This window comes from Flavobacterium piscisymbiosum, assembly GCF_020905295.1.
Lineage (GTDB): Bacteria > Bacteroidota > Bacteroidia > Flavobacteriales > Flavobacteriaceae > Flavobacterium > Flavobacterium piscisymbiosum.
Genome location: NZ_JAJJMM010000001.1, coordinates 4,492,918 through 4,507,194, shown reverse-complemented (window position 1 = coordinate 4,507,194; position 14,277 = coordinate 4,492,918). Strand labels below are relative to the sequence as shown.

Below are 14,277 nucleotides of genomic sequence, written 5' to 3'. Positions count from 1 at the left end.
TATTTTTTAGCCAAACACAAACCTATAATCATGAAAAACAGTTACTTTTTTTATATTTTTCTATTCTTGAACATCTTTCATATATCTGGTCAAACTAAAAATAAAATTGATGATTCTCTTTTGCGTGAAATGACCGATTCTATTTCCAGTAAACATTATCCCGGTATTCATAGCGTACTAATTTCAAAAGACAAACAATTAGTTTATGAACAATATTTTAATGGCTATAAGAGAGATTCTCTTCACGATTCCCGTTCTTCTTTTAAATCTATAGCAAGTTTACTCGTTGGAATAGCGATCGATAAAGGATTTATCAAAAATATAAACCAGAAAGTTTATGAGTTTTTTCCTGAATATCCATACCTTAAAACAGATCCATTAAAAAAAAATATGACGATTAAAAACCTACTTGAAATGAAATCAGGTTTTGATTGTGAGGAATTTAATGATACAAAAGATTGTGAGGACGAAATGAGTTCCAGCAAAAACTGGGTCGGGTACTCTTTGAATCTTCCTATGAAAGACAAACCTGGCGAAGTATGGGCTTATACCTCAATAGATCCCGTAATCCTGAGCGGAGTCATGCGCAAAGCAACAAAAATGTCTGTTATGGATTTTGCTAAAAAATATTTATTCGAACCTCTTGGAATCACAAATTATAAATGGACAATCGATCCAAGCGGAAATGGTATGACAGCAGGATCTTTCTACATTAAACCTAAAGATATGCTTAAAATAGGGCAGATGGTAAAAGACAAGGGCATTTGGGAAGGCAAACAAATCATTTCGAAAAAATGGATTTTAGAGTCTACTCTTTGTGATATCCTAATTCCTGATTTCTCCTATATGAAAACCAGTAAAAGTAAAATTGGATCTCCGCAACCGGCTTATTATGGTTATTATTGGTATCGCGAAACCCTGAAAACAAAAGATCTTGAGGAGAATTTACTCTTTGCATCCGGTAATGGAGGCCAGTATATTTTTATAATCGAAAATTTAAATTTAACTGTTGTTTTCACGCAAGGAAACTATCAATCGTTTAAAGCAAAACAGGCTTTCGAAATTATGGCAAAATATATTTTACCTCAATTTAAAAACTGAAAGACATAAAATTTACAGAATTATTTTACCTCTTTATCATCAGAACTTTTAGTCAGCCTAACCAATCTTACCATTTGGTATATTGCATGATTTTTTAAGGATAAAGAGCGTGCAATTTCAGGAATGGCCTGCATATGAGCTTCGCATAAATAACCAAACTCCAGTTCTGTCATTATTTTGGCATGTTCTGAAATTATTTTACTTATCTCTTCAGTCTTTACGGCAACTTCGATATATACTAAATAAAAACCCTCTGAATAATCTAATGGCGAAGCCACATTTTTTAGAAAATGTTCATAATTATTATCTTCCATGTACATTCATTTTAAATTGGTTCCCAAAGTTCTATTTTATTGCCTTCTGCGTCCATAATATGTACAAATTTACCGTAATCGTAAGTTGCAATTTCATCAAGAACAGTTACACCGTTTTCTTTGAGCTGATTTACAAGACCTTCAATATTTTGAACCGTATAGTTAATCATGAAATCTTTTCTGGAAGGGGAGAAGTATTCATCACCTTTCTTAAAAGGGCTCCATTGTACAGCATTTATTTTATCAGGATTATTAAAATCTCTGGATTCAAAAGTCGAACCCCATTCATTAACATCAAAACCTAAGTTTTTGGCATACCATTCTCTAGTTTCCTTTTGATTTTCCGAAAAGAAAAAAACACCTCCAATTCCTGTTACTTTTGGCGTCTTATCATTTGAAGTGACGTGTGTTATGTTATTTGAATCCTGCATTATACTTGTTTTAATTTATACATCTGGTTTATCAAATTTAATCAATTCATTTAAATGAAATTCAGTAAAACTATTTAGTTAGAGTTGCTTTCAAATTCAGTTTTAAATTGTTCAACTAACTCATAATTTACTCCAATATTAATAAAGGAGTTACATCTTCATCATATTGCTGTAATAAAAAATGAAGCGGTACGACCGAGTTTATGCTTATCAATTTATTTAGTTGCATAAGGTTATTTAAACTTTCATGAAGAGCATAAGCTATAGCAAACTTATAAGTATTAAAAAGTTCTATTCTTCCCTCTAGCTCATACCAATCGATCTCTTCATCTTGACTACCTTCCAAATTTTTGTAGTTTAATTTTTGTAAAGCTTGGCAAAAATCTAAATTTATACCGGGCAAAGCATAATATCCATCGGCATATTCGTGCCAACCTAAATCATAGGTTTCTAATTGTTTTTTTAATGGAGTTTCAATTTGGTTAATTCCGTAAACAAGCGCCTGTGGTAATTTTTCCTTTAGATCACCATAAGTAAATAATATGGCAAATAATTTAGAATTCAAATCTATGTCTCTTTCTTTATTTATCCACCATTCTGATATGTTAAGCTCAATTTCAGATTCAAATTGTGATATAAGTTTTTCTATATTTATTTCAGAAATAAAAAACTTAAATTGTTCAAACAAAGGATGTAAGTCCTTCTTAGCTAAAAAGATTTCTTTAGTCGTTTCAAATTGACTCCAGAGATTATTTTTTATTGCAGTATTCATTACTTGGTTTTAATCATTTGAATTTTAAACAGTATTTTAATTCAATTAGAAAAGACAATTATTACAATTCTTTCGTCAATCGATCCAATTCTTTTAACAAAGTTGGGAATCTAAATTCACCGGCCATTAGTGCTACTTTTTCAAAAGCATCATCTAATTCAATACCAATAGAAGTAATATATAACGGCTTTTTGCTATCACCTCTCAAAAGAGCTCGTTTGTGTTTTTCGATAGCTGTAAAATTTGTTTTCGCAACACCAATAATCGGGATTTTACTATTTAGTTTTTCGTATAAACGTCCACCCAAACCGTATTTTTTTTCATCATCTAAATACACAAAACCATCCACAATAATGGCTTCAATAGTTGTTAAATCAATTTTATCTAATAAACTGAGAATACAAGGCAATTCTCTTTTATAAAATTCTCCCGGAATATATTCTTCTATATTCTCGATGAATTCAGTGTGAATTTTAAAATTTTCACTTTGATTCCATTCTGTAAATTCAAGGCAAACCGTTTTTGCTTTTCCGTCGTAGTAATACGTATCGAAGGCTAATATCATTATTTATAGATTATTTGGGCTAATATATTTATTTTATTTTAAAATCGTCATTCAGTCCCTTTCCATCCAAAATCTTATCAATAGCTTTCTCCACTCTTGATTCTCTTGTTTTAGATTGTTTTGGAGATGAAAAATGCAGTAAATAAGCTCTTTGTCGTCCGGGAGTTAAAGCTTTGAATGCAGCATCTAATTTTGAATCCCGATCTAATTTCTTTTGAAATTCTTCAGCAACTTCAAACTCTTTGGTCTTCTTTAATTTCACCTTTAGACCCGATTTTTCAACTTCAATCGCTTGATAAATATAAGTTTTTAGAATCGATTTTTGATCTTTAATTTCCTGAAGATTCGTAAACCTTATTTGTCTTGCTGCCTGAACATTTTTAGATTGCTGTATCAAAATTCCATTGGTATCACTTAACAAAGCTCCTTTAAAAAACAAAAGCGCAAAATACTCTTTAAAAGCGTGTATCAAAACAATATTATTGCCCTGAAAAGTATAACAAGGACAGCCCCATTTGAGTTCTTCAGTTAACTGACAATCTAAAACAATATTACGCAGTTCTTCTTGTTCTTTTTGCCATTTTTTGGCTTCATCAAAATAAAAATCAACTTTAGGATTCATAACATTTTATTTTAAATGAATTAAACACGCAACAATCCGCGAAAACCCCTTGCGGCATAATACGAATCTGCTCCGTTATGATAAACAAAAACAGTATTGTAACGAAAATCTGAGAATAGGGCACCGCCTAATTTCCTGATATCAGAAGGCGTTTCGATCCAGCTCGAGGTTTTACTGTCAAATTTACCCAGTTGCTGAAGTTCTTTGTATTGTTCTTCGTTTAGGATTTTAATTCCCATTTCTTCCGCCATATTTAGGGCACTATCTGCGGGTTTATTTTCTTTTCTTTTTTCTAAAGCTTCGTGGTCGTAACATATACTTCTGCGCCCTTTAGGACTTTCGGCGGCACAATCACAAAATATATATTCATCTGTTTTTTTATCATAACCAACTACATCTGGTTCTCCTTCAGTTCTTTCCATTTCATCCAGAGACCATAATTTATCCGGATTGGCTTGCAGTTTTGCGAGCGCTTTATTCCACTCAATACCTTTATGGCGCTGCATATTCTTTTCAAAGCGAGCTTCTAAAACATCAAGCAATTCCTCTTGCTGTTCTGGTGATAATTTATTTTTCATAACGTTTGTTTTATGATTGAACCGAAATAAGTTTTCTTTCTAAAGGTCTAAAATACCAAGATATGATTGTTAATATAAGCAACAATAACGGACCAAATAAAGCAATAGGAGCATCGCCACAAGACAAATGAGAAAAAATAGCGCCAGACATTGCAAAAAAGAATCCTGCATAAGCCCATTCTTTCAATAAAGTAAATTTAGGAATTAATACAGCGATTACGCCTAATATTTTCCAAATTCCAAGAATGGTCAAAAAATAGATTGGATAACCCAAATGGTTCATCATATCTACTTCTTCTTTCATTTTTATTAATTGCACTACGCCGGTTACTGTCATGCCTAATGCAAGCCAAAGAGTAGCTATCCAGTAGATAATTTTATTTCTTTTTGTCATGACTTATTATTTTAGTTTGTTTGTAATTTCCTGTAATCTATTGTGCGCCATATTCATACCTTGAGCAAAAGGTAATTTTAGCATCTGATCACGAAGATCTGTCGATTTATAAATAATATGCATCGTAAGTTTACTCGTTTCCTCAGAAACTGATTCGAAATCTAAAAACTCAAGCTGGGCAGCAAAAGGTGAATTTTCCATTTCAAATGTGCGGGTAATTCTTTGGTTTTCGATGCATTCGTGAATCACGCCATTCGCTTTAAAAACTACATTTCCTTTAGGATCAGTAGTTTCAAACTGATAACTTCCGTACTTTTTACTTTCGAGTTTAAGCACATTTGTACCCATCCATTGCGCTACTATTTCAGGTTCGACATAAGCTTTGAACAGTAATTCTAACGGAAGATCAAACTCTCGTTTAATCACAAGATCCTGCTGACCATCTTTGGCATTAATTTTTGTTTTTAATTCCATATTAGTTTATTGTTTAGGTTTGTAGTTTTTCATTATGGTTTCTAATGTATTAAATCGGTCGTCCCACATTTTGCGAAAAGGTTCTATAAAATCAGCTACTTCTTTCATTTTCTTTGCATTAGTCTGATAATAAATTTCTCTGCCGTTTTGTTGCTGGTTTAATAATTCACATTCTGTAAGGATCTGAATGTGTTTTGAAATCGTCTGTCGCGACGAATCGAAATTTTCTGCTATAACACCAGGTGTCATCGCTTGTATCGCAACTAAACTTAATATTGCCCTGCGGGTAGGGTCGGCTATGGCCTGAAATACATCTCTACGAATTTCCATTGTGCAGTTATTTGACTGCAAATATAATGCAGTTATTTGACTGCGCAAAATATTTTACGCTTTTTTTTACTAAAAATGAGATAGTTATAAAAAAAGCCTCTAAAATCAACTGCTTTTAGTGGCTTTAAAATTTTATTAGTCCTAAGGAGATTAGGTCTGTTTAGTTTTTTGCTACGTTAATTTCAATATTAGCAAGAATGAGTATAACTATAATTTCGATAAAAAAATAAGCACATCCCAAAACGGTAATTTCTCGATGAAAATAAGTTAGAAACCCAATCGTTAAACAGCAATATACAAGATTCACCAGAGCAATGATTCTAATATAGAACTGCCAGTTTTTTATCACGAATAAATAACTGATAAAAGAGTAGAAGGCTAAAATACAAGCTAGTATAGCAAGTACAATCAATACTTCTTTTGGCATTCCAACAGCGATTTCAAATCTAACCAATACAATTCCTAAGAAAAAAGCTGAAATCAAAGCGCCCAAACTATCTATTAAAAATATTTTTTTATGCTTCAAGATCATAGTTTTACCTTTTAAATAATACCCTTTTTACTTAGCTGATTTTAAATAAATTAGCTAAGTAAAAGTAAGAATTAAAAAGTAAATTAACAATATATTAACACGATAAATTCATTTGTTTTTAAAGCAAAATGCTTTTTTGGATATTAATTTGTTCCAAGAAAGATTCATCATGAGAAACCACAATTAATGTTCCCTGATATTCATTGATAGCAGCCGTCAGGATTTCAACATTCTGAATGTCAAGATTATTCGTAGGTTCATCTAATACAATAATGTCCGGCGATTCGTTATTAATCGTTAAACAACAAAGCATTAATCGCATTTTTTCGCCACCACTTAAAGCATTGCAAGGTTTGTCCCAATATTCTTTATGGAATAAAAAGCGATTCAATCTCATTTTGATCTCATGTTCTTCTAATCCTGAACCGTTAAACTGTTGCGCCTGATCATAAACTTTAAGCTCATTATTGATCAGCGAATAATCCTGATCAATATAAACCGATTTGTTTTGCGGACTATAAACCGTTCCTGATTTAGGGTTTAATTTACCCAATATTATTTTGATTAAAGTCGTTTTTCCGGATCCGTTGCTGCCTTTTAGAGCAATTCTTTCTCCGCTCAGGATTTCGATATTCAAATCTTTTTTCCAAAGCAATTGATCTTTGTAACTAAAGTTAATTGCATTTGCCTTAAAAAGAATTTTGCCTTTATGCAAACCCGAATCATCAAAACCAAATTTCATCTGATCGATATCGGGTAGGGCAGATCTTATTTCGCGTAGTTCTTTCGAGATACCATCGATTTTTTCTACATGAACACTTTTAAGTTTCGATGAACTATTCTCGGCGTTATTGCGCAAAGTATTCATCATAATGCGTGCAACACCTGATTTCTCTTGTTTCTTTTTGCCTCTTGCATCCAGTTTTTGCTGCCTTTCCAGAGTTTCACGCTCTTTTTCTTTGGCTTTTTTCAAGGCTTTCTCTTTGCTTTGCAAATCCTGGTTTAAAGCATTATTTTCAACTTGTTTTTGCTCAGCATAAAAGTCGTAATTCCCGCCATAAATAGTAATACCACGTTTACTAAGTTCATAAACAGTATTCAAAAGATTCAGCAGTTTTCGATCATGACTCACAATAATTAAACTACTGTTTGTCGATGTAATAAAGTGATACAACAATTCTCTGGTTGCTTTGTCAAGATGATTACTAGGTTCATCAAGCAAAACCAATTCTGGTTCGTGAATCAAAATACCCGCGAGGAAAACTTTTGTTTTTTGTCCTCCGCTTAAGTTTTCAATTTTTTCGTTCAAGTCCAGATCAGATAATTGCCAATACTTTAATGCATTGCTGCAACGCTCCTCAATAGTCCAGTCATCGTTTAAGACATTAAGATTTTCTTCTGTAACATTTCCAACCAGAATCTCTTTAAGTGCTTTGAGTTTGTCATGAACGCGTAAAGCTTCAGCAATTGTAAAATGATTGTATTGCCCGAAAATTTGCGGAATGTAATAAGGATGAGAGCTAACTCTTAGATCTCCGTTTGATGGCTTTAATTCGCCGGCAATGATTTTTAACAGCGTCGATTTTCCGACTCCATTATTACCAATTAGTGCAATTTTTTCGTGATTATTTACTGTAAAACCAATATTGTCAAACAATAAATCACTGTTGTTGTGTTTATATGAAATGTTTTGTAGAGTAAGCATAATTTCTTTCTATAAAGATGAATAAATAGAGTAACCGCGATTGCCGTTTACCCTTTAAATTGTCCGAAAGAAATTATTTTTCACATAAATTATTACTATTATTTAAGATTGCAAAGATACAATTTGTGTTTGATTTTGAAAATACATTCGATTTAAAAAGAAAAACCACGATAAATTTTACTTCAACGTGGCTTGATATATTTTTTGTTATAATGCTGAAAACGTACGTTATATTTTTTTGAGGGTTATTTTCATTTCTTTGCTGTCTAATATCAGTTGATCGTCTGTTATTGTGCTTTCACAAGGATATGGGGTTCCCGTTTCATCTTTTATCACTAAATTCTTTCCACCTTTTGTCAATGCAAAAGTCCCATTATTTATTTCATTTTGTAAATACCCGGTTACGTGTCCGTCTTCTGTAAAAGTTAATGTTCCGTTAGTCAGAATCACATTTTTTAAAGAATCCGAAAGCGGTATTTTAGGTTCAACAGCAGTGATTTTCCAAGAGTTTACCAGTTTATTGCGACCTTTATGGCATGAAATCATTAATACTGCTAATAATGCAATTGCGAAGATAAATAAGTTAGATTTTCTCATGATTTTGTGATTAAAGTTAGACCTTAGAAAATTACAAAATTATTTTTAATTAAAAATCTAAAAATCAAATATTTATAAATAAATAGAAAAATAAACCTACAAAATTAAATTTCACATTACTAATTTTAAGTTTTTGATTGCGTGGAAATTAAGGAATTACTGTAATATCAGGAAAGTTTTGTTGTGAAGCATGTTCATCATAACACCCGTATCGATTGTAGAGAGCACACCATTGTGTCTTTAAGTTAAAAACTGATTTTATTAGAAAATTTGAGATCTGGATTTTTTGGAATTTAGAATTTCATACCAATAATTTGCGATTAAAATTTAAAAAATCCGCGTAAGCCCGTCCAATCCGTAAAATCCGTGGGCAAAGGCAAAAAATACAATACTAAAAAAAACTTAGCACCTCAGAACCTTAGCATCTTAGAACCTAAAAAAAACTACTTTAAAGTCAAAGCTCCCAAAATTTCTTCATACATAAAAGGTCCTCCGGGGTATTTTGCAGTATAATCCAGATTCATCCAAACCTGACCACGTTCATCAATATGATAATGGATCTTCTTTTTATAACTTTCTTTTACAAAAAGTACATTTTTAATTAGATAATTGACCTTTTCCAGATCGATCATAGAACCAATCAATATTTCAGGGTAAATATGTCCTTTCGTATGAATTAACCTTGGAGTTCCGCCAATAGAGCGAATTGCGGCGGCCATTAAAATCGAATGATCGTCGCAATCTCCTGAAAAATATTCTAAAGATTCGCTCGCAGTAGCAATATAATCACCTTCTTTGGGATCGTTTACGTAATTCCATCGGCTATTAATCTCTTTAAACACTGCAAAACACTGAATAATAGTTCTGTAATCAGAATATCCTTTAAGGCCTTTAAAATGCTTTGTTGTAGCCATTATCGCGAAGTTTCGAACCTTTGGATTCTGATATTCGATGGCATTGATAATTTTTGATTTATTAGGAAACGGAAGCAGCTTCGCCACAATAATATCCTGCGGAAAAGGATTATCAGACATGGTATAAATCATCGAATTATAATCTTCGGAGATTTCACTAAAACCATAATTCCCTATAACACTTCCGTAAATTAAAACCACTAAGTAAACCGCGATACATAAAAGTATTATCGTTCGCAGGTACATTAACAGAAAGAAAATAGCAGCAAAAACAAATATAAAAATAAAGATACGGTCTAAATTAAAAGCCCATTCTAAATCGATCAGGTTTTGATGCAGTATGATAAAAATCGGAATCGTTATCAAAAGACTCAACAGCATAATAATAATCCTGTCCCAGGGAGATTTCACCTGTAGTTTGGATTTTAATTGCGGAAAGTCAATTTTAGGGAATTTTATCATAAGAATTCAAAAGCAAGTATTTAAAGCGCTTTTACCGTTTCAACAAAAGTACTTTTTTTATCAATAATTCCCAGATCAAATAACTGATTTTGAATTTTAATGAATGCTTTTTCACTTAAATTCTTCTGAGACCATTGTGTCAGTTTCAGCCATTCCTGAATATCTTCAATTTTTTGATTGAAAAGCTCTGATAATGTTTTGTCTATATTTGGAATTTCAGTAAAATCGTGCGTTGTTTTGTTTATAATTTCTAATATTTTTTCGACAATTTTTGGGTTCTTTTTCAGGAATTCGTCACGAACCGTAATTACAAATGAAGGCCATGGAGTAGGGCAGTCGCCAACTCTCCTGAAAATTCCCTGATCTACAAGTGGTTTGGTCATAAAACGTTCCCACATAAAGTAATCTGCAGTTCCTTTTGTCAAAGCCTCTACAGCTCCGTCGATGGTGTTAATGATTTCAAATTGCAGATTATCAGTTTCCCAGCCATTTTCATGTGCATTTACATAAGCCATCAATTGCGATCCTGAACCTATTCTGGAAATAGCTACTTTTTTATCTTTAAGATCTTTTACTGCATGAAAATCTGATTTTGCAGCAACGTGAATTCCCCAAATTAAAGGCGATTGCACGTAAATCTGAACAATTTTACTTGGATTTCCCGCAACAATATCTTTTACAATTCCTTCGGTTAAAATTACAGCAATATCAGCTTCACCATCACGAAGCATCTGACACATTTTTCCGGTTCCTTCAGGAATATTTTTCCATTGTAAATCAATGTTTTCTGCTTCAAATTCCCCATTTTCGATGCATAAATGCCATGGCAAATTGAAGTGTTCGGGAACACCTACAATTTTTACAGTTTTCATTTTAGTTAAGTTTAAGTTTGGTAAGCGTATTTTAAGTTTAGTTTCTTTTAATTATCTTATTATCGAATTGACATATTAGCTAATTTTTCAATAAATCGGTTCTGTGTTTTTCAGAAAGACAAGGTTCTGCAAATTCTATTATTGCCTGTGATTCATATTCGTTTAAAACACTTTTTACTAATGAATAATCTGTGTTTCTCACAATTTCAACAGCAAAAAAAGTGTCATTCAAAACTTCAGTTATGCAATTCAGAGCTTTTAGCTTTTCTCTGATAACTGCCGCATCAAACTCTTTTTCCAATACTAAAACCTGAACAATAGAATTTCCTGAACTTTCTATTGTTTCCTTGTGCATGAACGTTTTCTCATTTTCATCATATTCAGCACGAAAAATATCGTCTGTTGCAATCAAAGGTCCAAAAAACGGAATATTATCTAATTTAAAATATCCTTTTTCAGCATCAATAATTTCTGCCCACATGGTCTCTGAAACAATTTCTTCCAGATAGGTACTATAATATTTAAACAATATCTTTTTATGCGCTTCTGCCATTATCTAATTTGGTTTATGTGGTGTTCTAAATGGGTTACGTAATCAGTCATCAGAAATTTCAAATCAATAATTGATCCATCACTCAAAACAATTTTATATTCTAAAGCCTCATTATCAACAGATTTCATAATTCTGATAATCTGTTTGTTGACCACGAACCACAATTGTGTCAATTCATCAATATCCATTGTTTGATACTGATTTAAATTTACTAAATCTATTTGGTTATATGGCCTGTGCTGATAAGGTTTTTCTACATAATTTATTTCTGTAAAACGCACCAGATTATGAATAGCTGAATCTGTCAAATGGCCTAAAATTTCTTTTTTAGACCATTTTCCAGGTATTTTAGCTTCTAAAATTTCATTGCTTATCGTTGGAAAATAATTGACATTCTCATTCAATAATTTCTCAAATTTAAGAATAGCGTCTTCCATAAATTATCTCATTTTCTAATGGACTGATTTCCTAATTATTGCTGAGCCAGTTTATTCAACGTATACGTAATCAATTCATCAACTGCTTTGTATGGGTCCTCACTAAAAGTTCCGGTTGCACGATTGGCAATAATAGCATTCAATGACAATGCATTATGTCCTAAAAGCGCCGATAATCCATAAATAGCAGCGGTTTCCATCTCTAAGTTAGTAATTCTTTCGTCATTAAAACTAAAATTATCCATTTTACTGTTTAATTCTTCGTCCTGTATATTCAAACGCAATACACGTCCTTGTGGTCCGTAAAAACCTCCGGCAGTTGCTGTAATTCCTTTGAATATTTTATCCGATTCGATTATTTTTTCTAATGCTTCAGAACAAGCAATCGCATAAGGTCTTCCTTTTTTAATATCCCAATTAGTATGATGAATAAAAGCATCTTCGATCGCTGCATTCGAAACTTCATCAATCAAATAGGAGCGAAGCATATTATCTAATCCTAAACCGAATTTAGACATTACAAAACTATCCACAGGAATATCAGCCTGCAAAGAACCTGAAGTTCCAATTCTGATAATATTCAAAGAAGTCAGTTCTTCTTTTGGCTGACGTGTTTTTAAATCGATGTTTACCAAGGCATCTAATTCATTCACCACAATATCAATATTGTCAGGACCAATTCCGGTTGACATTACAGATATTCTTTTGCCTTTATAAATTCCGGTTTGGGTTTTAAATTCTCTTTTTTGCGTAGAATATTCAATCGAATCAAAAAACTGAGTGATCTTTTCAACTCTGTTTTGGTCTCCAACAAAAATTATATCGTTTGCTATATGTTCAGGAAGAAGGTTTAAGTGGTAAACGCTTCCGTCTGGATTAAGTATTAATTCTGAATTTTGTATCATATTTTTTTAAGGTTCTAAGTTACTGAGTGACTAAGGTTCTGAGGTTTTCTTTAGGGCGTAAACTTTTTTTGCCCACGGATTCGACGGATTTTTTTTCTGAAATTCCAAATTTTTAAATTCCAAATTCCAATTGATATTGTTTGAAGATAAAGCTTTGCGAACTTTTACAAAGCTTAGAAATATATTCTTAGCGCTCTTTTGCGGTTAAATTATCCACAATACATTAATCTACAATCTAAAATCATAAATCTACAATTATCACCCTCCAACACGTTTCGTTTTAAATCCTTTTTCTTTTAAAATCGCCATTATTTTATCACGATAATCGCCCTGAATAATAATCGAAGCATCTTTAAAAGTTCCGCCAACACTCAATTTTGTTTTAATTTCTTTGGCCAGAATTTTAAAATCTTCATCAGATCCTTCGTAGCCTTCGATTATGGTTGTCGCTTTTCCTTTTCGTTTTTCGAATTTACAAATCATAGGCTCTTTTTGAATGTAAAGCACATGATCCTGCTCCTGAACTTCTTCAGGTTCATTAGATTCTACGTGATCCGGGAATAAGTTTTTTAATTGATCTTGTAAGTCCATAAATTTTTTATGCTAAAAAATAAATTCCAATAGTTATAGTTTGTAAAAATCAAATTCCAAATCCCAATCATAATGTTGGAATTTGGAATTTTAATATTGGAATTTATTTAAGTTTATTTTTTAATCAATCCCAAATCTACTAAACGTTCGTACAAATAGTCTCCCGCAGTAATATCTTCGAATTTTTTAGGATTCTCGGCATCAATACAGTTTTCTAAACAATCTAGACGCATATCGCTTACAGGATGCATAAAAAACGGAATAGAATAACGTGAAGTTCCCCATAATTCTCTTGGTGGATTTACCACTTGGTGAATCGTTGATTTCAACTTGTTGTTGGTATGTCTTGACAACATATCTCCCACATTAATAACCAATTGATCATCTTCAGCGATAGCATCAATCCATTCGCCATCGTGATTCTGAACCTGTAATCCTTTACCCTGAGCACCCATTAATAGGGTAATCAAATTAATATCTCCGTGAGCAGCGGCGCGAATGGCGTTTTCCGGCTCAGAAGTAATTGGTGGGTAATGAATTGGTCTTAAAATAGAGTTTCCTTCTTTTGCATATTGGTCAAAATAAAACTCATCTAAACCCAAATGCAAAGCCAAAGCTCTTAACACATAAACACCTGTTTTTTCAAGCATTTGATACGCTTCTTTACCTACAACATTAAAACGAGGTAATTCTTTTACTTCTACATTTTCAGGATACTCAGATGCATACTTAGAAGATGCATCAACATACTGACCAAAATGCCAGAATTCTTTCAAATCCCCCTCTTTACGTCCTTTAGCATGTTCTTTTCCAAAAGAAACATAACCTCTTTGCCCGCCAATTCCGGGAATCTCATAATTATGCTTAGTTTCTACTGGCAAAGCGAAAAATTTTCTAATTTCGCCATAAAGCTCGTCTACTAACTGATCATCTAAAAAGTGACCTTTTAGGGCTACGAAGCCAATGTTTTCAAATGCACTGCCGATTTCATTTACAAATTTTTGTTTACGTTTCGGGTCGTCCGAAAGGAAATCACGTAAGTCTACACTAGGAATGTTTTGCATACTTTACATTTTTATTTATAGGATAAAAGGTGTCATAAACCTTCTAATAACAAAGGTAGAGAAT

At 32.4% G+C, this 14,277-nt stretch carries 20 protein-coding genes; 1 reads left to right on the top strand and 19 read right to left on the bottom strand.

Going from position 1 to position 14,277, the window contains the following annotated elements; all coding sequences use genetic code 11:
- Window positions 1–30 precede the first annotated feature (30 nt).
- A complete protein-coding gene (locus LNP81_RS19430) occupies window positions 31–1,101 on the top strand; it encodes a serine hydrolase domain-containing protein (protein WP_230038715.1) in 1,071 nt (356 codons plus the stop codon).
- A 20-nt stretch (window positions 1,102–1,121) separates the two neighbouring features.
- On the opposite strand, the gene LNP81_RS19425 is transcribed toward LNP81_RS19430, so the two are convergent.
- The 19 genes from LNP81_RS19425 to LNP81_RS19335 all read right to left on the bottom strand — a co-directional run bounded on the left by LNP81_RS19425 (window position 1,122) and on the right by LNP81_RS19335 (window position 14,213).
- Entirely contained in the window at window positions 1,122–1,415 is a 294-nt protein-coding gene (locus LNP81_RS19425; protein WP_230038713.1) for a hypothetical protein, read from the bottom strand.
- Window positions 1,416–1,426: 11 nt separating this feature from the next.
- Complete coding sequence (locus LNP81_RS19420; protein WP_230038711.1) at window positions 1,427–1,846, bottom strand: VOC family protein; 420 nt, start codon at window positions 1,844–1,846, stop codon at window positions 1,427–1,429.
- A 127-nt stretch (window positions 1,847–1,973) separates the two neighbouring features.
- On the bottom strand, window positions 1,974–2,618 hold the full coding sequence (locus LNP81_RS19415) for a hypothetical protein (RefSeq protein WP_230038709.1): 645 nt from the start codon (window positions 2,616–2,618) through the stop codon (window positions 1,974–1,976).
- Between the two features lie 61 nt (window positions 2,619–2,679).
- The gene (locus LNP81_RS19410; RefSeq protein WP_230038707.1) at window positions 2,680–3,183 is read right to left on the bottom strand and encodes an endonuclease V; all 504 of its coding nucleotides are present in this window, start codon (window positions 3,181–3,183) and stop codon (window positions 2,680–2,682) included.
- Window positions 3,184–3,211: 28 nt separating this feature from the next.
- Window positions 3,212–3,805, bottom strand: coding sequence for a YdeI/OmpD-associated family protein (locus LNP81_RS19405; protein ID WP_230038705.1), 594 nt, complete (start codon window positions 3,803–3,805; stop codon window positions 3,212–3,214).
- Between the two features lie 20 nt (window positions 3,806–3,825).
- Window positions 3,826–4,383: a DUF4256 domain-containing protein gene (locus LNP81_RS19400; protein WP_230038703.1), complete on the bottom strand. Its 558-nt coding sequence runs from the start codon at window positions 4,381–4,383 to the stop codon at window positions 3,826–3,828.
- A 10-nt stretch (window positions 4,384–4,393) separates the two neighbouring features.
- Window positions 4,394–4,777: a DoxX family protein gene (locus LNP81_RS19395; protein ID WP_230038701.1), complete on the bottom strand. Its 384-nt coding sequence runs from the start codon at window positions 4,775–4,777 to the stop codon at window positions 4,394–4,396.
- Window positions 4,778–4,783: 6 nt separating this feature from the next.
- Complete coding sequence (locus LNP81_RS19390; RefSeq protein ID WP_230038699.1) at window positions 4,784–5,251, bottom strand: SRPBCC family protein; 468 nt, start codon at window positions 5,249–5,251, stop codon at window positions 4,784–4,786.
- A 6-nt stretch (window positions 5,252–5,257) separates the two neighbouring features.
- The gene (locus LNP81_RS19385; RefSeq protein ID WP_230038697.1) at window positions 5,258–5,581 is read right to left on the bottom strand and encodes an ArsR/SmtB family transcription factor; all 324 of its coding nucleotides are present in this window, start codon (window positions 5,579–5,581) and stop codon (window positions 5,258–5,260) included.
- Window positions 5,582–5,741: 160 nt separating this feature from the next.
- Window positions 5,742–6,107, bottom strand: a complete 366-nt coding sequence (locus LNP81_RS19380) for a hypothetical protein (protein WP_230038694.1) — start codon at window positions 6,105–6,107, stop codon at window positions 5,742–5,744.
- Window positions 6,108–6,231: 124 nt separating this feature from the next.
- Window positions 6,232–7,818 (bottom strand): ribosomal protection-like ABC-F family protein, encoded by a 1,587-nt coding sequence (gene abc-f / locus LNP81_RS19375; RefSeq protein WP_230038692.1) that lies wholly within the window; start codon window positions 7,816–7,818, stop codon window positions 6,232–6,234.
- A gap of 228 nt (window positions 7,819–8,046) precedes the next feature.
- Window positions 8,047–8,415, bottom strand: coding sequence for a hypothetical protein (locus tag LNP81_RS19370; RefSeq protein ID WP_230038690.1), 369 nt, complete (start codon window positions 8,413–8,415; stop codon window positions 8,047–8,049).
- A 443-nt stretch (window positions 8,416–8,858) separates the two neighbouring features.
- Complete coding sequence (locus LNP81_RS19365) at window positions 8,859–9,791, bottom strand: transglutaminase-like domain-containing protein (RefSeq protein WP_230038688.1); 933 nt, start codon at window positions 9,789–9,791, stop codon at window positions 8,859–8,861.
- 20 nt (window positions 9,792–9,811) lie between these two features.
- Window positions 9,812–10,663, bottom strand: a complete 852-nt coding sequence (locus LNP81_RS19360) for a substrate-binding domain-containing protein (protein ID WP_230038686.1) — start codon at window positions 10,661–10,663, stop codon at window positions 9,812–9,814.
- A 79-nt stretch (window positions 10,664–10,742) separates the two neighbouring features.
- Window positions 10,743–11,216, bottom strand: a complete 474-nt coding sequence (locus tag LNP81_RS19355; RefSeq protein ID WP_230038684.1) for a DUF4265 domain-containing protein — start codon at window positions 11,214–11,216, stop codon at window positions 10,743–10,745.
- Window positions 11,216–11,653 (bottom strand): DinB family protein, encoded by a 438-nt coding sequence (locus tag LNP81_RS19350; protein WP_230038682.1) that lies wholly within the window; start codon window positions 11,651–11,653, stop codon window positions 11,216–11,218. The genes LNP81_RS19355 and LNP81_RS19350 overlap by 1 nt, the downstream gene beginning before the upstream one ends.
- Window positions 11,654–11,688: 35 nt before the next feature.
- Window positions 11,689–12,558, bottom strand: coding sequence for a nucleoside phosphorylase (locus LNP81_RS19345; RefSeq protein ID WP_230038680.1), 870 nt, complete (start codon window positions 12,556–12,558; stop codon window positions 11,689–11,691).
- A 258-nt stretch (window positions 12,559–12,816) separates the two neighbouring features.
- A complete protein-coding gene (locus tag LNP81_RS19340; RefSeq protein WP_230038678.1) occupies window positions 12,817–13,149 on the bottom strand; it encodes a translation initiation factor in 333 nt (110 codons plus the stop codon).
- A gap of 113 nt (window positions 13,150–13,262) precedes the next feature.
- Window positions 13,263–14,213 (bottom strand): isopenicillin N synthase family dioxygenase, encoded by a 951-nt coding sequence (locus LNP81_RS19335; protein WP_230038676.1) that lies wholly within the window; start codon window positions 14,211–14,213, stop codon window positions 13,263–13,265.
- Between the last annotated feature and the right edge of the window lie 64 nt (window positions 14,214–14,277).